This window comes from Tunturiibacter lichenicola (assembly GCF_051013355.1).
Classification (GTDB): Bacteria; Acidobacteriota; Terriglobia; order Terriglobales; family Acidobacteriaceae; genus Edaphobacter; species Edaphobacter lichenicola_F.
Window position 1 is genome coordinate 3,508,256 of the sequence record NZ_CP132944.1, and the last position, 26,329, is coordinate 3,534,584.

24 protein-coding genes are annotated in these 26,329 nt (G+C 57.1%); 12 read left to right on the plus strand and 12 right to left on the minus strand.

What is annotated here, in order from left to right:
• Window positions 1-120 precede the first annotated feature (120 nt).
• The gene (locus tag RBB82_RS14750) at window positions 121-1,788 is read left to right on the plus strand and encodes a peroxidase family protein (RefSeq protein WP_433971431.1); all 1,668 of its coding nucleotides are present in this window, start codon (window positions 121-123) and stop codon (window positions 1,786-1,788) included.
• A gap of 154 nt (window positions 1,789-1,942) precedes the next feature.
• Here the strand turns inward: RBB82_RS14750 and RBB82_RS14755 are convergent, their stop codons facing one another.
• The 4 genes from RBB82_RS14755 to RBB82_RS14770 all read right to left on the minus strand — a co-directional run bounded on the left by RBB82_RS14755 (window position 1,943) and on the right by RBB82_RS14770 (window position 5,330).
• Window positions 1,943-2,473 (minus strand): DUF4760 domain-containing protein, encoded by a 531-nt coding sequence (locus RBB82_RS14755; RefSeq protein WP_433971432.1) that lies wholly within the window; start codon window positions 2,471-2,473, stop codon window positions 1,943-1,945.
• Between the two features lie 132 nt (window positions 2,474-2,605).
• Window positions 2,606-3,289, minus strand: coding sequence for a carbonic anhydrase (locus RBB82_RS14760; RefSeq protein WP_433971434.1), 684 nt, complete (start codon window positions 3,287-3,289; stop codon window positions 2,606-2,608).
• Between the two features lie 351 nt (window positions 3,290-3,640).
• On the minus strand, window positions 3,641-4,549 hold the full coding sequence (locus RBB82_RS14765; RefSeq protein WP_433971435.1) for an acid phosphatase: 909 nt from the start codon (window positions 4,547-4,549) through the stop codon (window positions 3,641-3,643).
• A 325-nt stretch (window positions 4,550-4,874) separates the two neighbouring features.
• On the minus strand, window positions 4,875-5,330 hold the full coding sequence (locus RBB82_RS14770) for a VOC family protein (protein WP_433971437.1): 456 nt from the start codon (window positions 5,328-5,330) through the stop codon (window positions 4,875-4,877).
• A gap of 506 nt (window positions 5,331-5,836) precedes the next feature.
• Here RBB82_RS14770 and lepB point away from each other — a divergent pair.
• Together lepB and RBB82_RS14780 are read left to right on the plus strand one after the other, a co-directional pair.
• A complete protein-coding gene (gene lepB, locus RBB82_RS14775; protein ID WP_433971438.1) occupies window positions 5,837-6,637 on the plus strand; it encodes a signal peptidase I in 801 nt (266 codons plus the stop codon).
• Window positions 6,638-6,683: 46 nt separating this feature from the next.
• Window positions 6,684-8,387 (plus strand): AsmA family protein, encoded by a 1,704-nt coding sequence (locus RBB82_RS14780; protein ID WP_433971440.1) that lies wholly within the window; start codon window positions 6,684-6,686, stop codon window positions 8,385-8,387.
• Window positions 8,388-8,397: 10 nt separating this feature from the next.
• Here the strand turns inward: RBB82_RS14780 and RBB82_RS14785 are convergent, their stop codons facing one another.
• Complete coding sequence (locus RBB82_RS14785; protein WP_433971442.1) at window positions 8,398-9,072, minus strand: TetR/AcrR family transcriptional regulator; 675 nt, start codon at window positions 9,070-9,072, stop codon at window positions 8,398-8,400.
• Between the two features lie 104 nt (window positions 9,073-9,176).
• Between RBB82_RS14785 and RBB82_RS14790 the strand changes: the two genes are divergently transcribed.
• On the plus strand, window positions 9,177-10,070 hold the full coding sequence (locus tag RBB82_RS14790) for an aldo/keto reductase family oxidoreductase (RefSeq protein ID WP_433971443.1): 894 nt from the start codon (window positions 9,177-9,179) through the stop codon (window positions 10,068-10,070).
• 549 nt (window positions 10,071-10,619) lie between these two features.
• On the opposite strand, the gene RBB82_RS14795 is transcribed toward RBB82_RS14790, so the two are convergent.
• The 4 genes from RBB82_RS14795 to RBB82_RS14810 are packed head-to-tail and all read right to left on the minus strand — an operon-like array spanning window position 10,620 to window position 13,034.
• On the minus strand, window positions 10,620-11,408 hold the full coding sequence (locus RBB82_RS14795; RefSeq protein ID WP_433971444.1) for a LytR/AlgR family response regulator transcription factor: 789 nt from the start codon (window positions 11,406-11,408) through the stop codon (window positions 10,620-10,622).
• Window positions 11,409-11,416: 8 nt separating this feature from the next.
• On the minus strand, window positions 11,417-11,965 hold the full coding sequence (locus tag RBB82_RS14800; protein ID WP_433971446.1) for a zinc ribbon domain-containing protein: 549 nt from the start codon (window positions 11,963-11,965) through the stop codon (window positions 11,417-11,419).
• Window positions 11,965-12,345: a hypothetical protein gene (locus RBB82_RS14805; RefSeq protein WP_433971447.1), complete on the minus strand. Its 381-nt coding sequence runs from the start codon at window positions 12,343-12,345 to the stop codon at window positions 11,965-11,967. Before RBB82_RS14805 ends, RBB82_RS14800 begins: the two co-directional genes overlap by 1 nt.
• Window positions 12,342-13,034 carry an RNA polymerase sigma factor gene (locus RBB82_RS14810; RefSeq protein WP_433971449.1) on the minus strand — a complete coding sequence of 231 codons (693 nt, stop codon included), beginning with the start codon at window positions 13,032-13,034 and terminating at the stop codon, window positions 12,342-12,344. The genes RBB82_RS14805 and RBB82_RS14810 overlap by 4 nt, the downstream gene beginning before the upstream one ends.
• Before the next feature lie 112 nt (window positions 13,035-13,146).
• Here RBB82_RS14810 and rlmB point away from each other — a divergent pair, with 112 nt between their 5' ends.
• Both rlmB and RBB82_RS14820 read left to right on the plus strand, forming a co-directional pair.
• Window positions 13,147-13,932, plus strand: coding sequence for a 23S rRNA (guanosine(2251)-2'-O)-methyltransferase RlmB (gene rlmB, locus RBB82_RS14815; protein WP_433971450.1), 786 nt, complete (start codon window positions 13,147-13,149; stop codon window positions 13,930-13,932).
• An 11-nt stretch (window positions 13,933-13,943) separates the two neighbouring features.
• Window positions 13,944-15,860 carry a M1 family aminopeptidase gene (locus tag RBB82_RS14820; RefSeq protein WP_433971452.1) on the plus strand — a complete coding sequence of 639 codons (1,917 nt, stop codon included), beginning with the start codon at window positions 13,944-13,946 and terminating at the stop codon, window positions 15,858-15,860.
• Window positions 15,861-16,305: 445 nt separating this feature from the next.
• Here the strand turns inward: RBB82_RS14820 and RBB82_RS14825 are convergent, their stop codons facing one another.
• Together RBB82_RS14825 and RBB82_RS14830 are read right to left on the minus strand one after the other, a co-directional pair.
• A complete protein-coding gene (locus RBB82_RS14825; protein WP_433971454.1) occupies window positions 16,306-16,983 on the minus strand; it encodes a BON domain-containing protein in 678 nt (225 codons plus the stop codon).
• A gap of 148 nt (window positions 16,984-17,131) precedes the next feature.
• Window positions 17,132-17,737 carry an outer membrane beta-barrel protein gene (locus tag RBB82_RS14830; RefSeq protein ID WP_433971456.1) on the minus strand — a complete coding sequence of 202 codons (606 nt, stop codon included), beginning with the start codon at window positions 17,735-17,737 and terminating at the stop codon, window positions 17,132-17,134.
• Window positions 17,738-17,982: 245 nt separating this feature from the next.
• On the opposite strand from RBB82_RS14830, the gene RBB82_RS14835 reads away from it, so the two are divergent.
• A complete protein-coding gene (locus RBB82_RS14835; protein ID WP_433971457.1) occupies window positions 17,983-18,255 on the plus strand; it encodes a hypothetical protein in 273 nt (90 codons plus the stop codon).
• A 44-nt stretch (window positions 18,256-18,299) separates the two neighbouring features.
• Here the strand turns inward: RBB82_RS14835 and RBB82_RS14840 are convergent, their stop codons facing one another.
• Window positions 18,300-18,791 carry a hypothetical protein gene (locus RBB82_RS14840; protein WP_433971459.1) on the minus strand — a complete coding sequence of 164 codons (492 nt, stop codon included), beginning with the start codon at window positions 18,789-18,791 and terminating at the stop codon, window positions 18,300-18,302.
• Between the two features lie 119 nt (window positions 18,792-18,910).
• On the opposite strand from RBB82_RS14840, the gene RBB82_RS14845 reads away from it, so the two are divergent.
• From RBB82_RS14845 to RBB82_RS14865, 5 genes are all read left to right on the plus strand, one after another.
• Window positions 18,911-19,213: an Mpo1-like protein gene (locus RBB82_RS14845; protein ID WP_433971460.1), complete on the plus strand. Its 303-nt coding sequence runs from the start codon at window positions 18,911-18,913 to the stop codon at window positions 19,211-19,213.
• Between the two features lie 310 nt (window positions 19,214-19,523).
• Window positions 19,524-20,183, plus strand: coding sequence for a TetR/AcrR family transcriptional regulator (locus tag RBB82_RS14850; protein ID WP_433971461.1), 660 nt, complete (start codon window positions 19,524-19,526; stop codon window positions 20,181-20,183).
• A gap of 160 nt (window positions 20,184-20,343) precedes the next feature.
• The gene (locus RBB82_RS14855; RefSeq protein ID WP_433971463.1) at window positions 20,344-23,535 is read left to right on the plus strand and encodes an efflux RND transporter permease subunit; all 3,192 of its coding nucleotides are present in this window, start codon (window positions 20,344-20,346) and stop codon (window positions 23,533-23,535) included.
• Window positions 23,532-24,887 (plus strand): efflux RND transporter periplasmic adaptor subunit, encoded by a 1,356-nt coding sequence (locus RBB82_RS14860; protein ID WP_433971465.1) that lies wholly within the window; start codon window positions 23,532-23,534, stop codon window positions 24,885-24,887. Before RBB82_RS14855 ends, RBB82_RS14860 begins: the two co-directional genes overlap by 4 nt.
• Complete coding sequence (locus RBB82_RS14865) at window positions 24,884-26,317, plus strand: efflux transporter outer membrane subunit (protein ID WP_433971467.1); 1,434 nt, start codon at window positions 24,884-24,886, stop codon at window positions 26,315-26,317. The genes RBB82_RS14860 and RBB82_RS14865 overlap by 4 nt, the downstream gene beginning before the upstream one ends.
• The last annotated feature ends 12 nt before the right edge of the window (window positions 26,318-26,329 follow it).

Sequence of the window (26,329 nt, forward strand, 5' to 3'; positions counted from 1 at the left end):
CGGCCTCAATCGTCAGCAACGCACCGAGCGCCGCGCAACCTCCACTGACAGTCGACTGCGAAGACACCGCGAACCGGGACGGCTGCGCAAATGCATCTTCAAGAAAGGTCGGAACCTGAAATGTTCGTCACGAATGCACGCATCATCTTTACCGCATTAATATTTGCAACTCTCCTGTGCCGCGCGACCGCCCAAAGCCAACCATCGAATCGAGAGCCCGACACGGACCTTCTCAAAGTCTTTCGACCCATCGGCGGCTCTGGCAACAATCTCGCGAACCCGCGCCTCAACAGCACTCCGGGATCGCCAGAACTTGCGATAGCCCCGTTAAACTTCGCACGCGGAACAAAGAACGGCCTGGTGCCCGCGCCCAATCCCCGCACCATCAGCAACGTGATCGCAGGCGGCACCGGCGCCAACGGACAAAACGCGGACACGGAAGATCCCGTAGCCACAGCGTGGCTCTATGTCTTCGGACAGTTCGTCGATCACGATCTCGATCTTGAAGAGACCCCACTCACCTCAGCTGCAATCAACATCGTCGTACCACCCGGCGACCCCGTCTTCGCAGCAGGAACAACGATTCCCATGACGAGAGACACGCGCAGTCCAGCGACCAACACCATCATCAACACCGTCGCCGGCTACCTGGACCTCTCTCAACTCTACGGCTCAACCCCGGCAATCGCAGCCAGCCTCACCAACCCCGACGGAACCCTCATCAGCTCAGACAACGGTCAGGCTCTTCCCGTCGTCAACGACACCTTCATCACTGGCGATCCCAGGGTGATGGAAAACCCCGAGCTGACCGCCATCACGACCCTCTTCATGCGCGAACACAACCGTTGGGTCGCCATCCTCAAGTCGCAGCATCCCAACTGGACAGGCACGCAGCTCTACAACATGGCAAAAGCCATCACCACCGCCGAATACCAGAACATCGTCTACACAGAGTTCCTGCCAACCCTGGTCGGCTCAGCAGTCGGACCATACAAAGGCTACAACTCATCAGTGAACGCACAGGTCACGCAAGAGTTTTCGACAGCAGCCTTCCGCGTGGGCCACTCACAGGTATCCGACACTCAGGACGGCATCGACAATCACGGAAATGTCATCTTCACCGAGTCGCTGGCACAAGCATTCTTCAACACTCCCGAGATCGACGAGGCCAACGGAATCAACCCGCTCCTGCGCTCCATCGGCGGTGATTCCTCTCAGGCAACCGATGTTTATACCGTAGGCGCTCTGCGCAATCTGCTATTCGCGGGCCTGGTCGGTGGCGGAGTCGACCAGATAGATCTGATCGCCATCGACATACGACGCGAAAGCGATGTAGGTCTGGGAACTCTCAACCAGACACGACGGGCACTCGGGTTGACGCCCTACCATTCCTTCGCCGACCTCACCAACGACCCAGTCCTGCAAGGAAACTTCCAAACCGTATACGGCGACATATCCAAACTCGACCTGTTCATGGGAGGCTTAGCCGAGAAGCACGCTTCAGGCGCGGTCGTCGGCCCCACATTTCAAATCATCATCGCAGACCAGTTTCAGGCACTCCGAACCGGCGATCGTTTCTTCTGGCTCAATCAAGGATTCAACAAAGATCTAGCCTCGGCCATATCCAAAACAACCCTCGCCAACCTCATAACGTGGGACACCGACACCACCCTCGCTCAACAGCAAAACCTCTTCGTGCTGCAATCCACAGGAACCCACACTCCTCCCCACGTGGCTCCTCCCGCAATCATCAACTCACACAACCGGAAACCGTCTTTCCAATACTGAACGTCATACGCGAACGGAATGCCGGGTGTCCCACATCTCGAGTCTGAGATGTGGGCATTCGCGCCCAGCGCGAACCATCACGCTCGGGCAATGAGCCTGTGCATGGGTTTCTTGAGTCGCTCTTAAATCGAGAATGCGCTTCGAGTACGATGGACTAAAAAGGCACGTATGTGTCGACGTGCAACGGAAAGCGTTCTCCCCGGAATTTTTCAAGCACATAGGTTAGAGCAATAAGACGTTTGTAGTACGTTTTTAAGTGGCTCTGCAACTTGATATCCACGATCCGCTTATTGGCCCAAATGTTGGCGATACGATAACCATAAAGCTGATCCAACATCTCCTCGTCTATCTGTCCTGCCTTGTACGCAACATAGATGCGCTCGAATACCCCTAAGTAGGGCTCTACGAGTGGGAATTCATCATCTGTCGGATGCGTCCTTCCCTCTTCGCCCCACCAGGCGCCAAAGGGACGCAACTTGGCGTTGATCTCCGCGTGTGTGGCAAGAACGGCATCGGCCGCCAGCAGAACTTGGCTCGTGCTCAGCATAATCGCATCCCGCCGCTGCGAGCGAGCGAAGTACAACTGCCAGGCGAGCAGCGGAAATCCAACGATGGCGAACAAAGCCCCGACAATAGCAGCGATCCAGCTCCATTCTTCGAGCGACATATATTCCGTAGCGATCATGCGTGTGCCCCTTTCATTGCAATCTCACCGAATGAAAAGCCGGGTGTCCCACATCTGGATTCTGAGAACTTATTCCCTTGCTGAATGAATGCCAAATCGTCCATTGACCGGTCGAACGCTCACCTCTGCGACTCAAGCACTCAGCGTCACTCTACCGGTCCCAAGGTCATAGCTTCCGCTCACAACCTTCACGCCACCATCTTTGATCGCCTTTGCGATCACGGTCGAGCTCTCGCTCAGCAGCTTCGCCTGATAGGCTGCATTCATCTTTACGGCCAGCGAAATATCCCCATGGGCTCCCGCAATCGCCGGCATCAGATGTTGGTACAACACGCTGATCTGCCCCGGCACCTCTTTGGCCTGAATGGCCGCAGCAATCGCTCCGCAGCCTGTATGACCCATTACCAGAATTGCCTTGGTACCAAGCACCGCAACTCCATACTCCAGACTCGCGACGATCTCCGGTGTCACCATATTCCCCGCAACCCGCGACACGAAGATGTGCCCAATAGTTTGATCGAATATCAGCTCCACCGGTATGCGTGAATCGGCGCAGGCAAGCACCGACACGAACGGCTCCTGCTTATCCACCGTCTTCGCCTTCAGTATCTTCAGGTCCTCTGGAAACGACGTGATGTTTCCGGCGACAAATCGTTCATTACCCGCAATCAACTCCCGAATCGCCTCGTCGCTCGACAGTACCGTCTGTGCCAATGCAGGTTCGCCGCGCTGTACAAAACATCCAGCCACGCCCGCAGCCGCCAATCCTGCAAAAAAGCGCCGCCGTGTCCATTCCCCAGTCATTGTCTTGATCACAATCTCTCCTTCTACACGAACGAATGAAAGAGCCTGTCAGGCAACCAAAGGAATTTAGCTGAAGTGAATTTCATCCATCCCCTCGCGAACCAATACAAGCTGGCCCTGGAATGGACACGATCGAAGTCGCGTAGAAATTCCGTCCGCAGTATACCCCTGTGAGTACAACGGACTGAGGCGCGGACGATAAACCTGGTAGAAGTCCAGCCCAAAAGCCGGGTCACTCCCAAAAGCCGGGTGGCCCATCCTTCGCAGTCTTATCGCGAAGGGTGGGTTATTCGCGGAAGCGAACCGCACTTCGCCATTCCGGGCAACGCAGTCCAATGCGGCCGGGTGCTCATTACCCTCATCTCAATGCACAACCGGTTTCGTTTCTATCACCGGAGAGATCGCAAGAGCAGCAGCCTCAGCCGCACAGTCCCGGCTAGGCTTCAATCCCTTGGCAACAGCGACAGCATACTCCGTCTTCGCTGCGTCGAGATCAGCACGAAACCCGGCATCTGCATGCAGCCGCGCAACCGTACTTGCCCCCATAACCCTTCCCTCGTTCACATCACTCTGCCAATGCACGTTACAGACCAGCCGGCTATCTCCAAACGCACGGCCACGCGCCAGAATCGAATCCGTTCGGCTCGGAACAATCTCGGTCAGAATGAGAGCCCACGCCCATCCGATTGCAGTGTGCCCCGACGGGTACGAGCCATCTTTCATCAGAGAATCCTCCTGCCTTGGCGTGCAGGTGGACTGCTTATTTTCAACAAACGGACGAGCTCGTTTGTAACGATTCTTGGCGGCGTAGGTGGAAAGAGCAGCATCGGTAAACGATCGCCGCAACAGCATGTACAGATGTGGCATCTCGGCCTCAGTAATCGGAACCCCCACCGCGCAGGAAAATGTTCCCGTCACCTGCGGAAACGTAAGGTCCGCGTCCATCGTGGCCAAATCCCAACGCTGCGATCCATGCAACGTAAGGTTGGCACGACTGACGGCCTCGTCCAGTGCATACGCAGCAGTCCCTGGCGTAGGCACCTGCGGAACGAGAGCCACACTATCGGGCAGCGCTCCACGCTCCAGATACCCCTCAAGAATTCCGGGAGAGATCTCCGGAACCGTAATCGGCCCGAAGGATGTCGCCTGCGACGGAGCCGAAGGTGCAGAGGTGATAGAGGAGGGAACTGTCGCGGTACTCTGCCCCTTGGACTGAGGCGCAACCAAAACGCAAAAGAGCGGCACAGCAAGCAGCGCACGGAAGAGAGTCATCTTCAAGGCCATCCTTCCACAACAGCACTTTCGTCGTGATCGCCAAAGCGATTGTATGCGCCTCACAAGAGAAACCGTTAGTGAGTCAAAACAAGCGAGTGCCGACATCTCGATTCTGAAATATGAACATTCGCCGGGTGGCCCATTCTTCGCAGTCTTATCGCGAAGGGTGGGCTATTCGCGGAAGCGGACCGCACTTCGCCATTCCCCGCAACGTAATCTATTGCCGCTGGGGTGCCCCACATATCTCGACTCTGAGATGTGGGCTTTCGCGCACCCAGCGCGAACCGTCTTACGTCCTTCGACATTCTTCAGCAAAAATCTACTACGACTGAGATGCCGCCTTCTCCAAAGCCGCAATATCCAGCTTCTTCATCGTCATCATCGCTTTCATCCCGCCCGGATTACTCACCAGCTTGGACATATTCTTCGGCACCACCTGCCAACTGACACCGAACTTGTCCTTCAGCCAACCACACGCTGTCTCCGAGCCTCCCTCAGTCAACTTCGCCCAGTACATATCGATCTCCTGCTGGTTCTCACAACGAAGCGAGAAGGAGAAAGCGTCGCTGAGTTTGTTACTTGGACCACCGTTCAGAAAAGTGACCTGCTGCCCCTCCAGTTCAATGCTGATCACAAGCACCGAGCCCTTGGGCCCCGGTCCGGCCTCGGTCACGCGAAACTCATCCAGCTTGCGCCCACTCGGAAAAATCGAAAGATAGAAATCCGCCGCGGCTTCGGCATCGGCGTTGAACCATAGAAACGGAGTGATCTTGTTCATAGAAGTTTTCCTTGGATGATTTATTCCCTACCCGTGCAAGGGCTTCCACTGTTGCGCTCCAGAGTAGTCGCGCCTCCGCAGATTGGCAAGAAACCGATTGGCAAGAAAACGATTGGCAATAGATCGCCGCCACAGGGCAGGGAAGCCAAAGCGAAGAAGTAAACACGTGAATCTCAAGCCCCGAAGCCCATTGAACGATTCAAAACGACTTCCAAAACAGGAAGCAGCCAAAAATAAATCCAAAGATCGTGGCGTATTTTTCAGGCCTCAAAAAGCGTCCATCAAAACACCACATCCACCACGCATCCCACCACAAATTCACCACAAAAAAACCACATCCAGCCATCACTTTTTCTCAAAACCCCCTGCAAAAACAACAAAACGGCCCGTCTCCCACCACTGCAAAAAAAACCGTGCACAAATCTTCGCCACAACCCCTCGCAAATCCTCCCACCGACCCCCTCCCATCAGCGATACACTGATAGCTGCACCTGTGGAGAAGAGTCTTGCCCGATACCATCACAACCGAAGCCACCAATCCCGAAGTCGCCGAGCAGGAACAGGCCGAAACTCCTCTGGAATCTCTCGCCTCCATCTGCACCGTCCTCGCCATCGGTCTCTTTGTGATGACCTTCATCTTCCAGAACTTCGAGATCCCCTCTGCCTCCATGGTGCAGACGCTCCTCATCGGTGATCACGTCCTCGTCGACCGCATCGCCCTCGCCCCGCCCGCCAAATGGGCTCCCTTCGTCTTCTATCGCGACGTCCAGCGCGGCGACATCATCGTCTTCTTCAAGCCCGGCGAGCCCGACCTCTTCCTCGTCAAGCGCACCATCGGCATCCCCGGCGACCGCATCCACCTCCGCAACGGTGTCGTCTACCTCAACGGCGTCGCGCAAAATGAACCACAAGCCGGCATGCCCGTCTCAGACGGTGACCCGCAACACGCCTTCAACGCCTACCGCGACGACTTTCCCGCCGTCCCACCAGACGAGTACACCGGCGTCACCGCGAGTTGGGCCTACGAACTCCCCAGCCACATCAAAGATGGCGATCTCATAGTCCCGCCCGGCAAGGTCTTCGCCATGGGCGACAACCGCACTGAAAGCCTCGACGGCCGCTTCTGGGGCTTCGTGCCCCGCGAAAACATCGTCGGCCGCCCTCTCTTCGTCTACTGGTCCTTCAAGACCCCAGCCGACCAGATCAACAAGCAAAGCATCGGCGAGCGCATCAGCTTCATGTTCCACATCGTCATTCACATCTTCGACGAGACACGCTGGAAGCGCACGCTGCATCTCATCAAATAAGAGGTCATTCCGGCGCGGCTCACATCACCTCCCCGGACAAATCTTCATGCAGCACACCGATCCCACCTCTGAGCAGGGCGAAGTCTCGGGAGCAGACAGCGCCCCGGTCGTCAGCACCCACACGCTCCGCCGCCTCCTCTACCTGGCGTTCGCGGTCCTCGCGCTGCTTCTGCTGATCCTGCTTCCCCCCTACATCAGCGTCAATCGCTACCAGCGCCGCATCGCCACCAGCATCAGCGACAGCCTCGGCCGCCCCGTCCATCTCGACAGAGTCATCCTCAATCTCCTCCCGCTCCCCGGCTTCACGCTCGAAAACTTCGTCGTCGACGAAGACCCCGCCTTCGGCTCCGAGCCCGTCATCCGCGCCAACTCCGTCCGCGCCACCCTCCGCCTCAGCTCCCTCTGGAGCCGCCGCGTCGAGTTCTCCACCATCAGCTTCACCGACCCCAGCGTCAATCTCGTCCACGCCTCATCCGGCAAGTGGAACCTCGAAAGCATCCTCTTCCACGCTGCCCACGTCGCAGCCGCACCCACCGACCAAAAGAAAGCTGGCCCGGCCCCACGCTTCCCCTACATCGAAGCCACCGGCGCTCGTCTCAATCTCAAGCTCGACCGCGAAAAAACCCCAATCTCCCTAACCGACGCTGACTTCGCCCTCTGGCTCCCCGACCCGCAGCAGTGGCACCTCCGCCTCTCTGCCCGTCCCGCCCGCACCGACACCGATGTCTCCGACACCGGTACCTTCGACCTCGAAGGCACCCTCGGCCGCGCCGCCTCGCTCGACCAGGTTCCCATCAGCCTCCGCGGCGAATGGCGGAACGTCCCCCTCGGCGAAGGCAGTCGCGTTCTCCTTGGTCGCGACGCCGGCTTCCGCGGCGAGATGACCGTCACCGCCAACGCGCAGGGCACCGTCAACAACAGCACTCTGCAAGCCCGCCTCCGCCTCACCGACGCCCGTCGCGCCGACTTCGTACCCGCCCAGCCACTCTCCGTCGATCTCCAATGCCTCGGCACCGCCACCAGCGACTTCCACGCATTTCAAGACCTCCACTGCAGTTGGCCTCCCGCTGGCTCCTCAGACGCCCCAATCCTCGCCGTCTCCGGCTCCCTGACCGACATCCGCAACCTCCGCTCGGCAACCTTCCAGATCGGTACTCCCGGTCTTGGAGCCCCCACGCTCCTCCAGTGGTATCGCATCGCCAGCGCGCGCGTTCCCGCCGACATCTCAGCCACCGGCGCACTCACCGGAAGCCTCACCTACGCCCCCTCCTCAAGCGGAGCCCTCCCGCTGCAAGGCGACCTCCTCATCACCAACGCCAGCCTTATCACCCCCCACGCCGGCCCCACATCCCTCGTCATCGGCGACGTAGCTCTCAGTTCAACCGCGTCCCCGGCACCCGAAGCCCATCACGCAAAAAACCACCCACTCGCTCCAAAAGTTGCCGATGGCTTCCAACTCGCACCCACCGCACTCGCTCTCGGCGGCAAAGATCCCGCAACGCTCGACGGCCACATCGACGCCAGCGGATACACTCTCCATCTGACTGGCATGGCCTCCATCGCACGCCTGCAGGCCTTAACCGCAGCGATCCCACAACTAGGCGATGGCCTCAATGAAGTCCTGCCAACCAACCGCGCCGCCGGCCCCTTCCGCATCGACTACATCGCTACTCGCCCCTGGGGCAAATCCCAAACCTGGACCGACAACTCCAACCATCCCATCGCGCCGCATCACAACTCTCACCGCTAAATCCGGCTGCTCAAGCTGAATCGCTTCCCGTCTTCGGCCACTCCCGAACCGAACCGCGCGAAGAGCCAGCATCGAGATACGCGCTCACCATAACGATCAGTTCGCGGTGCAGAATATCGAACTGCTTCTCCGGTGCACCCGACTCCAGAATCCTCCGGCTCACCCCAGCCATTGCTCCCTGCAGCATCGAAGCGACAAGTTGCGGATCGGTTGTGAGCGCCTCCGACGATGTCGCCAACATTCGCACAATCGCCTTATTAATCCTGCCTCCCATCTGCTGCACGATCTTCATTCCATCCACATCGGCGCTGACGGAGTACAAAGCAACACTCGTCCTCGCATCCCTCATCTTCGCCTTCAGAAACGCGGTGATCAAAGCGGTCGCCATCTCACGCAGCGTCTTACCGGTCTGTTCCTTGCAGACAACGTCGACAGCCTCAGCCACCTCATCCATGTGACGTTTCAACGCAGCTTGAAGCAGCGCGCTCTTGTTAGGAAAGTACTGATACAGCGTTCCAACCGACACACCCGCTCTCAACGCCACCTTCGTCGTGGTTAGCCGCTCCTTTCCCTCCCCAAGCAAAACCTGAATGGTTGCCTCAAGAATCGCATCGACACTCGCAGTCGAGCGCGCTTGAACCGGCGATTTACGCGGCTCCAGAACGATTTGGGAACGTTGCGGCAAATGCGAACTCCTTACCTGAAGCTTTCTTCATCTAACAAAAGGAAATCACGACAACGAACCGAAAAGCACAAACAAGCCACGAACAAATTAGAAGGAGCAACGGCATGACAACACAAACAAATCTTACAGCGAGCATGGGCGGTCCCTTCACCCTCCCCGACACATCGATGACCGTGAATCGCGTGGGCTACGGCGCGATGCAACTCGCCGGACCACATGTCTTCGGGCCACCGCGTGATATGGACGCCGCACTCGCCGTTCTGCGCGAAGCCGTCGCAGCCGGAGTAAATCATATCGACACCAGCGACTTCTACGGTCCTCACGTCACCAACCAGATCATCAAACGTGCGCTGCATCCGTATCCCGACGGACTCGTCATCGTCACCAAAGTAGGCGCTCGTCGCGGCGAAGACAAATCATGGATTCCCGCTCTCTCGCGTCAGGAACTGATCGACGGCATCCACGACAACCTTCGAAACCTCGGCGTCGACAAGCTCGACGTCGTCAACCTGCGCGTCGGTGGAATCGAGGGACCGAAAGAAGGATCCATCGAAGAACCCCTGACCGTACTCGCGGAACTTCAACGCCAGGGCCTCATTCGTCACCTCGGCCTCAGCAACGTTACCCCGAAACAACTGGCAGACGGACAAAAGATCGCACCGATCGTCTGCATTCAGAACCTCTACAACGTGGCACACCGCAGCGACGACGGCTTCATCGATGACCTCGCCAAGCAAGGCATAGCGTACATGCCCTTCTTCCCGCTTGGAGGCTTCACGCCGCTCCAGTCATCCACGCTCGACGACGCAGCCGCATCCCTGAAGGCCACGCCAATGCAGGTCGCTCTGGCATGGCTCCTCCATCGCTCGCCTAACATTCTTCTCATCCCCGGCACATCCTCAGTCGCACATCTTCGCGAAAACCTTGCGGCCGCAAACCTCCACCTCCCTCCCGAAACAATCGCCGAGCTGGACTCAATCGGGAACAAACCGAAATAGTAAACGAGAGGGAGACGCAGTTAGGACTCATCATTCTTATCGAGGCCGTCGCTCTACGCAGAGACAGAGATCACCCTGCGCAGTTACAGCAGTGATTAAGGTCGTCTGCACCAACAGCAGTAATACAGGTCGTCTGCGGCAATAGCAGTAACAAGGGTCGTCTGCGTAGTAACAGAGGTTGTCATTCTGAGCGCAGCGAAGAACCCCCGTATTTGTCTTTGTCGTTACTCTTGCTTTCCTTTACATACTCCAACCCTGCGGGACTGCAAGTGTTTTCCCAGCAAAAGCATGTGTCAAGTCCTCAAATCGCAAAACCCCGCGTCAATCCAGCACATTCGCGTGGCGTATGAGATATGCACCAACCGCTATAATGGATATAGAACATAGAAAAGCCCCGATCATTCGGGGCTCTTTCTATGGAGCTCAGGTAAATCCTTTCTTTTGTCGTATTTACCTGTAAGCCACATGGAATGAAGTATTTACAAGGAGAATGTTTTGTAAGCAGCAGATAATAAAATACTTACTTGGGATAATGGGGGGGGTGGGGGTTCACAGGTTGAACAGTTCTCGAAGTCTCTTCGTCTGTGCACGGCTCACCGGAATCTCGGTCTTCTGCGCGTCGTCCATTCGCAACTGGTAACTCGACTTGAACCACGGCACCACCTCACGGATGTGCTGAATATTGACCACATACGACCGGTGCGCCCGCCAGAATGTCTCCGGATCGAGCTGATCCATCAGCTCCTCCAGGGTTCTGCAGTTGGACTGGCCTTCGACCGTCCGGGTCACCACACTGATCGTGCCCTCTTCGATCGATGCAAAGCAGATCTCACGCTGGTCAACCAGCAGCAATCGGCTCTGTGCCCGCACGATCACCTTGCCCGAGTTGGACTTCGGCGTATGCGTCTGCTCCTCGACAAGTCGAAGCAGGGCATCCAGCTTTGCATCACTGGGAGACTCACCAGGTGCAGACAATCGCGCCTGCGCCTTCTCGAGCGTCTGCATCACCCGCTTCCGGTCAAACGGCTTCAGCAGGTAGTCAATCGCATTCACCTCGAACGCGCGTACCGCGTACTGGTTGAATGCCGTTGCAAACACGACTTGAGGAATCGGAACCTTGCGGTCCAGCAGCTTCTTCAGCACGCCAAACCCGTCCAGGCCAGGCATCTGGACATCGAGAAACACAAGGTCCGGCCTATGAGTCCGGATCAGCTCGACAGCCTCGATTCCATTGGTTCCCTGAGCCAGCACGTCGACGCCGCCGGCGCGCTCCAGCAGATATTGCAACTCCTGCCGGGCCAGAGGTTCGTCGTCGATGATGAGTGCAGTCAGTGACATGCTCGCAACTAGTCACTATATACGCGCAAGCGAGCCGGCGCATGATCCTCGGCGAGATCGTGTCCGCACTGCGTGCAATACACATCGGTGACCTGCACGCCTCGGTAGCATCGCCCGCACACAGGCGCCAGTTGAAACTGGCACTGCGGACAGAAGTGCACGCTCGAAGTAATCTCGGTGCTGCAGTGCGGACAAGGCATCAACATCGGTTGTCGCAACAGGAAGTAAACCACCGCCCCGATTCCACCCGGCAAAACCACCACAATCAACATCCACAACCCGGCCGGCATCCGCCGCCGTCGAACATCGCGGCTCACGTACCCCACCAGCAACACATAACTGGCAAACGCAGTGCCCCACGAATAACCCATCAACAACCGCATCGGAAGCAGCTCATGCTTGTGATGAGGCAGCACGCCATGGAAAAGGTACTGCACCGCACCAAACACGATGATCGCCAGCACCACCGACCACGTCGGTATCATGCTCAGCTCATCTTCACTCCCCGCCACCGGGGCCTGTGATCGATCCGATCCCTGATTCCAAAACCTGATCATCAAACAACCTCACGCTTGCGGCCACGGCGAAACAGTACCACAGCTAACAGCGCCATCGACACTGGAAAAAACCATAGACAAAGCACCAGAAACTGATTACTCGCATCAGGTACACCGGTCGGTGTCACATCATAAGCATCCAATGCGCTCCACACCGCCGTGCAGAGGATGACCAGAAGCGATGAACATACACCCACCGGAATCCACAGGCTCCGAATCCGGCTACGCCTGGCCGCAATCGTCTTAGCCCGCTCCCGCACCACCCGATGTGTGCGGTTCACGACAGAAGCTCGTGCCGACGTATCCAGATTCGTGAATGCCTCCCGCGCAAACGAGCGGGATGAGTCTTGCGAAGAAGATTTATCTATCGCCTCGCTCATACCGTTGCCCCAACAAAAGGACGCGAGGCGCGAAGCCTCTCCATCTCCGGCTTCAAAGCTGCCAGCCCGCGGTACAACCTGGACTTTACGGTCGATAGAGGAGCCTTCGTCATCGTTGCAATCTCCTCCAGCGACAGCTCTTCATAAAAGCGAAGAACCAGAACCTCTCTGTAGTTCGGTTCGAGCTTCAGCAGAACCTCACCGACCTCAGCGCAATCCTCCCGGGATTGAAACTGCTCGAGCGGAGACGGCCCGGACATCGCAATCTCAAATGGGCGATCGTCCTCTCCCCCCTCGCTCATCTCATCTAGACTCGCCATCGTACGCTTGCGCGATAAGTCGATGACCAGATTCCGGGCGATCGTAAACAGCCAGGTATCAAACCGCGCCTTGCCGTTGTACTGTCCACCCCGCAGCAATACCCGCATCCAGGTCTCTTGAAAGAGATCTTCTGCAACCTCCCGCTTGCCGGTGAGAAAGAGTAGATATCGCAGAAGCCGATGTTGATAGAGCTCAATCAGCTGGTCTAAAAGTTCTGGATTTTGTCTCTTCAGTCCATGAGCAATCGCGAGGTTTTCGCTTTGGTCCTGGGCAACCAATGTGGCCGTGAGCGAGATGGATCCCCTTTGCACATTGTTAGAGACGTCAGTGCTATCAGGGAAGACTCGTTTTTTACCGACTTGGCTCATAAAAAGGATATTTCCTTCAAATGCCTTGGATGCTTACCAAAGCGCGGTCGCGATACATACATTCTAAGTCCCCGACGCATTTTCTCCGCGTTGGGGGCGGTAAACTGGGTTAATGGAAGTTCTTTACGGTCTCCACCCGGTTGAGGAGGCCATACGTTCGGGGTCACGTCAGCTTGACCATGTTAGTGTCGCCCGGGAGCGCCGGGATGAGCGGCTGGAGCGGCTGATCGAGCTGTGCCGGACAGCTGGGGTTCGGGTGTCTCTGGAGTCGCGGGACCAGCTGACCAGATTGGCTCGGACGGATGCGCATCAGGGCGTGCTGGCGGTCGTTCGGGAGCGTAAGTTCCTTGGGATAGAAGACCTTCTGGCTCCGAAGGCGGAGGGAGAACACAGGTTCTTCCTGGCGCTGGATGGCGTCGAGGATCCGCACAATCTGGGAGCGTTGCTGCGGACTGCTGATGGTGCTGGCGTCGATGGCGTCGTTCTGCCGGAGCGGCGTTCGGCTCCGGTTACGGCGACGGTCGCGAAGACCTCGGCTGGAGCGTCGGAGCATGTCCGGATCGCGCGTGTCACGAACCTGGTTCGAGCGCTGGAGCAGATGAAGCAGAAGCATGTCTGGGTGCTTGGACTGGATGAGCGCGGAACGCCTGACTATACGGACTATGACTTCAGGAGCGATTGTGTGCTGGTGTTGGGACGCGAAGGCGCTGGATTGCACGATCTGGTGAAGAAGACCTGCGATCATCTGCTGCGGATTCCGATGGCTGGTCAAGTCTCGTCGCTAAACGTGTCGGTTGCGGGTGCGATTGTGATGTATGAAGCGATGCGGCAGCGCCGTCAGCCTGTAGCTCCGGTTGCGCGGAAGCCTGTGAAGGAACGTAAGGGATTGGGATCTTGAAGAGAAATGTTGTGAGTTTTGTGGTGGGTCGCTTTGCTGTGCTGGCGATCTTTGTTTTAGTGAGTTCTGTCGCTAAGGCCCAGGTTGAGCCGCCTCCGACTACCGATCAGGATGCGCCACACGGGAAGGTCTTGTTCAACCGGAATCTGGATTCGCCGGAGGTTGAGAAGAAGGCGGCGGTGCCGGCTGAGCAGGCGAATGTTGACGTCTCCGATGTGGAGCGCGCTTCCTTGACCTTCACGGCTTACGATCTGGACGTTCATCTGGTTCCGGCAGCGTCGCAGCTCTCGGTACATACCGGCTTTACTGTGAAGAACTCCGGTAAAGAGCCGTTGAAGAGGCTGGTATTTCAAATATCCTCGTCGCTGCACTGGGAGAGCTTCGGAGCGCGGACCGACGGACGTGTCCTGCCGCTGTCGTTTGTTGCGCACGTCATCGATACCGATGCGGATCACACCGGCAAAGCGACGGAGGCAGTAGTTACCTTGTCGCAACCGCTTGCGCCGGGGGCGAGTCTTGAGCTGACCAGCTTCTACTCGGGCGAGGTGCCGCTGTCGGCTGAGCGGTTGGAGCGCATTGGCGCGCCTTTGGATAAGGCGGCTGACGCCGATTGGGATCAGATCAGCGCCGAACGAATTGCGCTGCGTGGATTTGGCAACGTGTTGTGGTATCCAACGGCGGCTGCTCCGGTGTTTCTTGGTGATGGGGCGAAGTTGTTCCAGAGCGTTGGGCAGAACAAGCTGCAGCAGGCGGATGCTACGGTGCACCTGAGCCTGACGGTCGAGTATGTTGGCGATGCGCCGGATGCGGCGTTCTTCTGTGGACGTCGCGAGCAGTTGAAGAAGGTGAGTGAGAACCAGAATCTGCCTGTGGCCGAGTCGCCGGGCGTTGCGACTGCTGAGTTTTCGCAGCGGCAACTGGGGTTTCGTGCGCCGAGCTTGTTTGTGACCGACCGGGCAGGCACCGTGACCGATAACAGCCTGCTCTCGGCGGTGACCGACCACTACGATGCGTTGCCGAACTACGGTGCGGCGGCCACGAAGGTGCAGCCGGTGCTGACGGAGTGGCTGGGGACGGGGCCGTTGGGAATGCTGAACATTCTCGACCATGCGGGCCAGCCGTTTGAAGATGACGCTTTGCTGGTGACACCGATTCACGCGTCGACTCCCGAGGAGCTCGCGCCGCCTCTGGCTCACTCGTTGAGCCATGCATGGTTCGGCTCGTCGCACGTGTGGCTGGACGAGGGCGTCGCGCAGTTCCTGTCTCTGTTGTGGATCGAGCAGGCCCAGGGTCGTGAAATTGCCGTGCAGCGCCTTCAGCAGGATGCAAATACGCTGGCGCTTGCGGAGCCTCCGCCAGCTGCGGCAGGTTCTCCTGTCGGCAGTCCATCGGCCAGTGAGGGGCAGAGTCTCATTCTCGCCAGGGACGAGATCTACTATCGGACCAAGGCGGCGGCGGTGCTGTGGATGTTGCGGTCGATTGTGGGCGATGCTGCTTTGCAGCAGGCGTTGCAGAGTTATCGGACCGACAAGATGGACAACGATCCGAAGGAGTTTCAGCGGGTGCTCGAACGATGCGCGAAGCGGGATCTGGCCTGGTTCTTTGACGACTGGGTGTACCGCGACCGTGGTCTGCCTGATCTGAGCATTGCCAATGTGACCCCACGTCCACTCGACAAGATCGGGAACAAAGGGGCGGGGTGGCTGGTTGCGATTGAAGTGAGGAACGATGGCGACGCTGCTGCCGAGGTTCCTGTGACGGTGCGCTCCGGTACGCTGACTTCGACGCAGCGGCTGCGGATCGCCGGACGCTCGAGTGCTTCGACACGAATCGTGTTTGAGGGCACGCCGAGCGAGGTGATCGTCAACGACGGTACCGTACCCGAGATGACCGCGATGATTCATACCAGACAGGTGGAGGCGCATTAGTTCGTTTCCTTGGGGGTGCCCCCCGGGTTGGTATCTCTAAGCTTTTTATTTGCAGATACTTACAAAAATAGCTCCTCGCAAAAATGTCATTCCAAACGAGTTATAGGCAAATATGTGCAAATAAACGGGTTAAGCGGAGAACTCTCCCACAGGCCCACAAAAAGCTAAAGCCCCGATTGCTCGGGGCTTTTTTATCTCTGTATCCAGTATAGCGGTTGGCGCATAACTAATACGCCACGCGAATGTGCTGGATTGACGCGGGGTTTTGCTATCTTGGGGCTTGACAGGATTTGGTGGTGGTTAAGGGCTCTGCTGGCCAAGCGGTGTAATTTGGCTGGGTGGGAGGAGAGCGGTTCGCGCTTCCGCGCGAATAACCCACCCTTTGCGATAAGACTGCAAAGGATGGGCCACCCGACGATATATGGCGATATATTTTGCCTCTTGATTATTTTGCGGCGGATTTGGGTTTGGACGCGGAGCCCTGAACGATGAGATCGTTGTCGACGCTGAATGCGCCGGGAGCAGAGTTTGCCTGCATACCGGCGATGGCAGAGTCACTCTCATTGATGACAACGCCGTAGAGGGTGACTTTGCCCCTGTTCACGATGATGTGAATGGCATGGAAGCCCATCGGTGGAGTGTTGGTGATACCGCCAGCCTGTAGGGCAATTCCTGCACCGGGACCGATGGCACGCCCAAGATTTCCTTGATTCGCGTTGTACTTCCGCAGGCTACCCTGGGTGTAGATGCGGTTGTACACTTCGGCGCGAACGCGGTCGTCGGCGGGGGAGTAGGGAAGAACTTCAATCTGGTTGTCGACTTTTTCGACGCCCTGTATGTTCTTGACTGCGTTCCCCGCATCACTTTTGAGCACAGGCCGTGAGGCGTAGCCTCTGAGGATGATGGTCTTGCCCTGGATACCGAAGGTGATCCAGTCGAAGACTCCGTAGGTGGTGAGGCCGGTGATCTTTTTCTGAACATCTCTGACGATACGGAGAGTGTCTTCCTGCGACCAGGTCGGGCCGGGTGCGGGGTTGTCTTGAGCGATGACGGCCGGAGCAGAGAGGGTAAAGAGGAGAAGGGCGGCAAGGGTCGGTAGCGCGGGACGAGACAGGCGGGGCATGAGTTCTCCACTGCTGCAAAATTGTGCTTCGGCAGTAAGATACGCCAAGCGGGAGGGTGAGTCCAGCGAGGGAGACGGGTTATCGTCAATATTTTGCCGCTCGAATTTTGCCACGCGCTTTTTTACTTCTTGAAGATTTTGCGCACTGCTACTGACTGTGATGATGGCGTGGGTTGAAGTCGAAGACGTAGACGCCGCCCAAGGTGAAGGCTTTGGGGCTGATGCTGCCGGATGGAACCGCGGGCGTGTCCCAGTGTTGGTACTGAAAGTCGGCTTTGACGGCGAGGTTGTGAGTGAGGTTGTAGTCGAGGCCGACGCCGGGGGAGTAGACCACGGTGTTGGAGCTGAGGTACTTGATGTTGCCGAAGATGTAGCCGCCTCTGAGGTAGTCGATGCCGCCGCGACCGATGAGGAAGTCGGCGTACGGATGGAGCCGTCCGATCGGGTATTCCACCTTGGGGCCGACGAGAAAGTTCTTCTGGCTGCTGATGGTGCCGCCGTCGACGGGGTAGGTGCCGCGGATCTCCGCTGCAGGCCTGAAGGCGCGAAAGTGGAGAACTGTGATGTCGAGGCCAGCGGTGATACCGAGATTTTTGCCGCCGCTGAGGTCAGTAAAGGTACCGGTGCCTGCAACGAAGGCGGAGAGTTGAAGCTGCTGGGTTGCGGCTGGGGTGCTTTGCGCGAGTGCCCGACAGGACACCAACGAGAGTGTGGAGAGCAGTGCCAGTCTTAGCAAAGATAGTGTGACCTTCATTCAATCCTCGGACTTCTTATTTACCTTAGACACGCGTTTCCGCAGGACGACTCGTCGATATGGCGCGTGCGCAACGACTTGGCGTTCCTTTTTGAGATTAACTTTCTATCAAGAGCGATCTTCTAAGTCGCGTTGCGATTGATCACGTTGTTGCAATTGAGGAGCTTCCTCATGAAGAGAGTTATCGGCCTATTTGCGGCAATGCTTATTCCTTTCGTGCAATACTTTGGCTGATGGGACTCTGGTTGCGACGTATCGGTCAGGCATTGGTGGTGCTGGGTGTTTTGCTCGTGCTGTTGTATGTGGGCGACTGGTTGGTGCTGCGGGTTCGCGTGTCGCATGGGACGGCCTATCGAGTTGTGTCGGTGAATCAGTTTCTTGCCACTCCGCTGAAGGGGAACAAGGTAGAGTATGACCTGATGGGCACTATGCCGGTGACGTGCAGCCGATCGATCTTTCCGCAGCAGGGAGATCCGGCGTGCTGGTGGCTGGAGAAACATACCGCGCAGTGGGAGTAGTATCAGACGCGATGATAGGTCGCGCACTTCGCAGGAGCGATCGGCTAGACCTCGAATAATATTTGGATGATGTGCCGGGCGAGTTCTGCAGGTTCGCGGAACTGTTTGGGGTGATCACCAAAGGACTGCTTGATGGAGAGGGTGTCATCGGTGTCGACGTGGAAGTCGAAGTGGGACGATTTGCGGTCAAGTGCCGGGTCGCCGGCGACGCCGAGACCTTTGGCGTAGTCGAGTACGACGGTGGAGTCGCGATGGGTGATGTCCGCGTCAAACCAGGGAAATCGGCTGCGAGTGAGTTTTATCTCGGAAGGGCCGCTGGTTTTGAAGGTGGTGTCTGAGGCGGTGGCGTCGCCTTGTAACTGACGCCTGATCTCATTGACGTCTTCTTCCAGGCAGGTTGCGAAGGCAGCGAAGAATGGTCTGCTCTCAGCCGTGACGATGGCGGCGCGATGTTGCGATCGGCCGTACTCTTCTGCCGCTTCGTGGCCTTTTTGTTTTATGTCCTGGGTAAGGCTGGCGATCCACTCTTTGCTCATGTTGATGATGGCTCCGGCATTCATCGCTTCAAGGGGCGTGCGAGCGAATGTGATTGGTTTGACGGCGATTGCGTGTTGGGGGTTGCGACCGGAGAACGGTGAGGAGTAGGATTCCGGCCATGCTTGGTGGACGGAGTTGGGATAGCTGGATTGCGGAGTATTCGGAGAGCCATCAGCACCCGCTGAACCGGCTGACGCATACGTTCGGGATACCGATCATTATGCTGTCGCTGCCTGTGCTGGTGGCCGCGAGCGTGTGGCACCGTCTGCTGTGGGTTGGAGTGGGACTGTTCTGTTTTGGCTGGGCACTGCAGTTTATTGGGCATGCGATTGAGGGCAAACCGCCGGAGTTTTTGAAGGATTGGCGATTCCTGCTGGTGGGGTCGCGGTGGTGGGCGGCGAAGATGCGGGGTAAGGCTTAGGTTTTTCGCGTGGCGACAGGTTGTTGCATCGCCGAGAACCGCGAGGGGGGACGGCGCCAGTCTGGATGATGGCGCCTTCTTTCTGTGTGCTGTTTCGCGAATACCGAAGAGGCAAGTCGAAGGTTGAAGTCCTTTTCGTCGACTGATATGTCTATTTTGCTCGCCGGATAATGATTGCCCATTTTCTATTACTGAACGAGCAGTTTACAATTGCATTCAGGACTCCTGATTTGCCTTCGTCGGTGTAATTTCGACGACCGGGGTTGCGTTTGGAGCGGTCAGTAAGCAGACTATTTGGGGGAGTCGGCGGATGCAATCACTGCAAGAGTCGGGGTTTGTGGAGGAGCGAAAAGCCCGCGGCCGACACCGCAGCATCGAGGCAAAGACCGCGATTCTAAAGGCTACGCTGCAATTGCTGGAGCGTAAACCGTTGCGCAAGGTGACGGCCGATGCCATTGCGAAACGTGCCGGGGTGAGTAAAGCGACGATCTATAAGTGGTGGCCGAACAAAAGTCTTGTTGCGCTGGAGGCTTATCTTGCCGGAATGACGGAGCGGGTCTCAGCCCCCGACACGGGATCGGCGGAGACGGATTTTATCCTGCAATTAAGGTCTGTCAATGCTTTCTACACTTCCTCGCTTGGTCGGCTTTTCTGCCAATTTATTGCTGAGGGCCAAAGCGATGCTGGTTTTCTTGCGTTGTTTCGTGAACGCTTTCTCTACCCGAGGCGCGATCTCGCTCGCGTAATGTGGCGACGGGGGGTGGAGCGTGGGGAGATCTGCGAAAAAATTGATGCAGAGATTGTTCTCGATTTGATCTATGGGCCGATGATCTTTCGGTTGCTGGCCGGCCACGGTTCGATGAGCGATACCGATGCTGAGGCGATCGTGCGGGCGGCATTCGGGGGTTTGAGACGTACGAATCGTCGTAGCGAAAAAAAGGAGAAGCCAAACGGGAGAGGCTCAAAGTGAGGGAGCACATATCTTTGAGTCCGCCAGAAGCTTCGTGTCATCATATTTTCTAGACGTTCGGTTTAGTATCACCCGCAGTCGTCTTGTATGTTTCTGAGTCCACAAAGCGCGTCCAATCGTCCAAGATGTATCAGGAGCCGGGCCAGCCAAAGGAGTTTCAATGTGGATTGTACGTCTCGCACTTAAGAGACCTTACACATTTGTCGTCTTGTCACTGTTGCTCTTCATTATCGGGCCCGTGGTTATGCTGCGGACACCGGTGGATATTTTTCCGAATATCGATATTCCAGTGGTATCGGTGGTGTGGAACTACGCAGGGTTGTCGCCGGAGCAACTGGCCGATCGAATTGTTCTGCCGTTTGAGCGGAACCTGACGACTACGGTCAATGACATCGATCATACGGAGTCTCAGACGCTGAGCGGAGTCTCGGTGGTGAAGATCTTCTTCCGCCCGACGGTTCAGATCTCCCAGGCCGTGGCACAGGTTACGGCTATCGCGCAGACCGCGCTGCGGCAATATCCTCAGGGGACGCAGCCGCCCCTTGTTATTCAGTACAGCGCCTCGAGCGTACCGGTCCTGCAGCTTGGACTCTCCGGGCCGGGCCTCAGCGAGCAGCAACTGTATGACTTCGGCGCAAACTTCATCCGCACACAACTCGCGACGGTTCAGGGTGCCTCGACTCCGTTCCCCTATGGCGGCAAGCAGCGGCAGATTCAAGTTGACGTCGATACGCAGAAGCTTCAGGCCTATGGGCTCTCCGCCTCCGACATTGTTAATACCGTTTCAACCCAGAACATCATTCTGCCTGCTGGCGATATGAAGATTGGCCACATCGATTACCAGGTGGAGACCAACAGCGCGCCGAGTTCGATCGCTGGACTGAACAATCTGCCGATCAAGACCGTGAATGGTGCGACGGTTTACATTCGCGACATTGGTAATGTTCGCGATGGGTTTCCGCCTCAGACGAATATTGTGCGTGTGGATGGGCAGCGCGCTTCGCTGATGACGATCCAGAAGACGGGCAATGCTTCGACGTTGAACATCATCTCAGACGTTCGCGCACAACTGCCGCTGATTTCCGCTCAGTTGCCACCGGCGCTCAAGATACAACCGATCGCCGATCAATCGGTGTTTGTTAAAGGAGCCATCAGTGGCGTTGTGCGTGAGGCGTTAATCGCTGCATGTCTGACAGCTGCGATGATTCTTATCTTCCTTGGCAGCTGGCGATCGACGATCATTATCGCCGTCTCGATTCCATTGTCAGTAATTTGCTCGCTACTCATGCTGGCTGCACTGGGCGAGACGATCAACATTATGACGCTTGGCGGATTGGCGCTGGCGGTCGGCATCCTTGTCGATGACGCAACGGTCGAGATTGAGAACATCAATCGCAATCTTGAGGAAGGGAAGGAGGTCGAACACGCGATCCTGGATGGAGCTGCGCAGATTGCGGTGCCGGCCTTCGTTTCGACGATCTCGATCTGCATCGTGTTTGTGCCGATGTTCTTCCTTGGCGGCGTTGCACGGTATCTGTTCGTTCCCCTGGCAGAAGCGGTCGTGTTTGCAATGCTTGCGTCCTACTTCCTTTCGCGGACCATTGTCCCGACGATGGCGAAGTATCTACTGAAGCCACATAACCCCGATCACGATCAGACGAAGCGCCCGAGCCGAAATCCATTCGTCAGATTTCAAGTCACCTTTGAGCATTATTTTGAAAAGCTGCGTACCTGGTACCGCGGTCTGTTGACCTTCTGCCTGGAGTTTCGGCTTGGGTTCCTGTTTTCGATTGTGGCTTTCTGGATCGCATCGCTTGTACTGCTTTATCCGTGGCTCGGGCAGGACTTTTTTCCCTCGGTCGATGGCGGTCAGTTCAAGCTGCACGTTCGCGCAAAGACCGGCACACGAATCGAAGACACTGCCCGCCTCTGCGATCAGATTGAGGACGTGATCCGAGGAGAGATTCCTCAGGCACAGCTCGGCACGATCATCGATAACATTGGTATTCCTTACTCGGGCCTCAACCTGTCTTACTCGAACTCAGCCCCGGTGGGAACGGCGGACGCGGATATTCTGGTCACGCTGGGGGAAAAGCATCGACCGACTGCGGAGTATACGCATGAGCTTCGCGACAAGCTCACGCAGGAGTTTCCGGGCACGGAGTTCTACTATCTGCCGACCGACATGGTGAGCCAGATCCTGAACTTCGGTCTACCGGCCCAGATCGATGTGCAATTCGTCGGCCAGCAGCTCACGCAGAATCGCGCTGTTGCAGAAAAGATGATGGAGCAGATCAGCCATATTCCCGGAACGACCGACCTGCGGATCCAGCAGCCGTTCAACCTGCCGACCTGGACGATCGATGTGGATCGTACTCGTGCTCAGCAGGTTGGATACAGCCAGCGAGATGTTGCGGTGAGTGTGCTGACCAGCCTTAGCGGCAGCTTCCAGACCAATCCGACGTTCTACCTCAATCCGCAAAATCACGTCAGCTATAACGTGGCTGTGCAGACGCAGCAATACAACGTGCAGACACTGCAACAGTTGGAAAACTTTCCGATTGCTACAAATGGCTCAACGCAGCAGCCGCAGATTCTCGGAAATCTTGCGTCGATTCGCAGAGGCACTGAGCAGGGCACGGTGAGTCACTACAACGCCCGGCCTGTGATTGATATCTATGGTGCTGTCGAAGGGACTGACCTCGCCAGCGTATCAACCAGAGTGGAACAACTCGTAAAGGACACCAAGAGCAAGTTGCCGCGCGGTACGGAGATCTATGTGCGCGGGCAGATCCAGACGATGCACACGTCCTTTACCGGACTGGTGTACGGGTTGCTGTTCTCGATCGTGTTGGTCTACGCGCTGATCGTAGTGAACTTTCAGAGCTGGCTCGATCCCTTCATTATTATCGCGGCGCTTCCAGGAGCACTGGCAGGAATTGTCTGGTTGCTGTTCCTGACAGGAACGCACATTAGTGTGCCAGCTTTGACGGGCGCAATTATGTGCGTGGGTGTGGCGACGGCGAACTCAATCCTGGTCGTCAGTTTTGCGAAGGAGCAGATGGAGTTGGGATTGAACGCCACCGAGGCAGCACTCTCAGCCGGCTTTACACGGTTTCGTCCTGTCATTATGACTGCGCTGGCGATGATTATAGGCATGGTTCCGATGGCGCTCGGACTTGGTGACGGTGGCGAGCAGAATGCACCGCTTGGTCGTGCTGTCATCGGAGGTCTGATGCTGGCGACCTTCGGTACGTTGACCTTCGTTCCTGTCTTTTTCTCCTTCATGCATCGCAACGATCGACCGGTGATAGAAGAGCTGACCGATAACCAGGAAGAGGAGCGCATATGAGCGAGGGGCAGCGAACGGAGCGCACCGGAAACAACGCGGATAGCGGAGGCGGAGAGAGGTCGATGAGCGCCAAGGACCAGAAGACGGAAGCAGATAAGGACGGAGACAGAGTGACAACGCAGGCAGCCGGAAGCCATAACAAGGGGAACCACGAGGGGCAAAAAGTCTCACGTGGATCGCTGCTCACAGTCGTGGCGATCATATTGATAGTGGCCGTTGTCGTCGCCGTCTTCGGCATTGTGGGACGTAAGCATGTTAGTGCGGAGCTTGCGAAGTACACGGAAAACACCGCCGCTCCACCGGTCTCGCTTGAGCAGCCGGTGATGCAGAAGAGTGCCCGCGAGATTGTGCTGCCAGGCAACATGCAAGCGTACACGCTCGCTCCGATCTATGCGCGGACGACCGGATATGTGAAGGCCTGGTATCACGATATCGGTACGCCTGTGCGCAAGGGCGAGTTGCTTGCGGTGATCGAGACGCCGGAGCTGGATCAACAGCTGGCATCTGCGAAGGCGGACCTTGCCACAGCAGAAAGCAACGCCGGAATCGCGAAGGTGACGTCTGATCGTTACAGCGATTTGATCGGTCGCAACGCAGTTTCGCAGCAGGATACTGACACCGCGGCGCAAGCGTTGGAGGCAAGGAACACTCAGGTAGCTTCAGCGAAGGCGAACGTGCAACGGTTGGAGGAGTTGGTCTCCTTCGAGCGGATCGTGGCACCATTCGACGGCGTGGTGACGGCGCGCAACATCGACATCGGTCAACTGATTTCGGCGACGGGAAGCACCACGACAGCCGGAGCCGGCACCGTCACGGGTAATAAAGAGATCTTCGACATATCGGCTGTCCGCACGCTCCGCGTGTTTATTAACGTGCCGCAGATTTACTCGCCCGATGCAAAGAACGGAACGATTGCGAAGTTGACGTTGCCGCAGTATCCGGGGCGCACTTTTGAAGGCAAGCTCGTGCGCTCGTCGGATGCTGTCGACCCGGCGAGCCGGACGCTGCTTGCGGAGGTGGATGTCGATAACCGATCGGGCGAACTGCTTCCGGGTAGTTATACCGAAGTTCACTTGAACGTTTCGAGCGATGCGCCCGCACTGCTTGTGCCTGTCGGAGCGTTGATTTTGTCGCCGGAAGGGCTGCGCGTCGCGACGGTGGACTCAAGTCATCACGCTCACCTGGTGCCGGTCACTCCGGGCCGCGACTTTGGTTCGACAGTTGAGATTCTGGCAGGACTCAAGCCAGGTCAGTCCATCGTTGCTAATCCGCCGGATTCGCTGACCGACGGAGAAGAGGTGCGAGTCATAACGCCGAATGGGAGCAACCCGGGCGCGGAGGCGAAGCGATGAAGACTCGCAACGTAGCTGTTACAGGAGCGCTGCTAGGTGCGTTGGCACTCAACGGTTGCAAGGTAGGACCGAACTACAAGGTTCCCGCCATGCCGGCTCCTCCTGCATTCAGCGACGACGGCCACAATGGTGACTGGGCGGCGGCAAAACCAGCCGATGGAGCCGACCGCGGTATGTGGTGGGCTGTCTTCAACGATGCTGAATTGAATAATCTGGAGCAGCGATGTGCTGCGGCTAATCAGAATATTGCTGCGGCCCTTCATGCCTATGAGCAGGCACACGATCTTGTGCGCGAGAATAAATCAGCTCTGTATCCGACAGTGTCGGTTGGCCCGAGTGCAAGCCGTAACGGTGCTTCACTCAACGCGCCGCTGAGACCATCAACATCGTCCTACTGGGATTTTTTGATTCCTCTGAATATCTCCTGGGAGCCGGATCTGTGGGGTGGAGTTCGCAGACAGGTTGAGTCAAGCGCAGCGAACGCGCAAGCAACCTCGGCGGATCTTGCTAATACACAACTGAGCCTGCAGGGACTACTCGCGGTGACGTTCTTACAAGTGCGCGGGATCGACCTGCAAGCCCAACTTCTTCGTAGCACCATCGATGCATTTACCCAGGCTCTCCAACTCACAGAGGATCGGCTGAAGGGTGGCTTGAGTTCTGATAGCGATGTGCAACAGGCGAAGGCTCAGCTGGAAGAGACTCGCGCACAACTCATCGATCTTGAAGTGCAGCGTGAACAGTTCGAACACGCGATTGCAGTACTGGTAGGCGTGCCTGCCACAGGATTTCATATTGCCGAGCGCCCAATTGCAGGTGATCCGCCCAGTATCCCGACGGGCATTCCATCTCAACTGCTGGAGCGTCGGCCGGACATTGCCTCGGCGGAACGTCGGGTTGCGTCAGCCAATGCGCTGATTGGTGTCGCGAAATCTGCATATTACCCAACTGTTTTTCTCGGAGCGGGCGGCGGCATCCAGAGCTCTCAGATCAGTAGTCTCTTCAATACAAACAGCACACAATGGAATGCAGGAATCTCGGCGAATGAAGTTTTGTTCGATGCAGGCCGCAGAAGGGCTCAGATGGATTTTGCGATTGCGCAGCGGGAGCAGGCTACAGCGCTCTACCGGGAGCAGGTGCTCTCTGCATTTCGTGATGTGGAGGATCAGCTTTCGGCGCTACGGGTGTTGGAGCAGGAGGCCGCAGTGCAGGGAAGAGCAGTGGATGCGGCGAAGTTGAGTACGGAGCTCTCGACGCTTCGTTACAAGCGTGGGCTGGCGCCATATCTTGAGGTGTTGACGAACCAGACCATTGAATTGACCGATGAAAGAGAAGCGGCATCCCTGGTGTCGCGGCGGATTGTGGCCAGCGCACAGCTGCAGATGGCACTTGGCGGTGGATGGAGCGCGACTCAACTTCCGCCGAACTAAGCAAGTCTCACC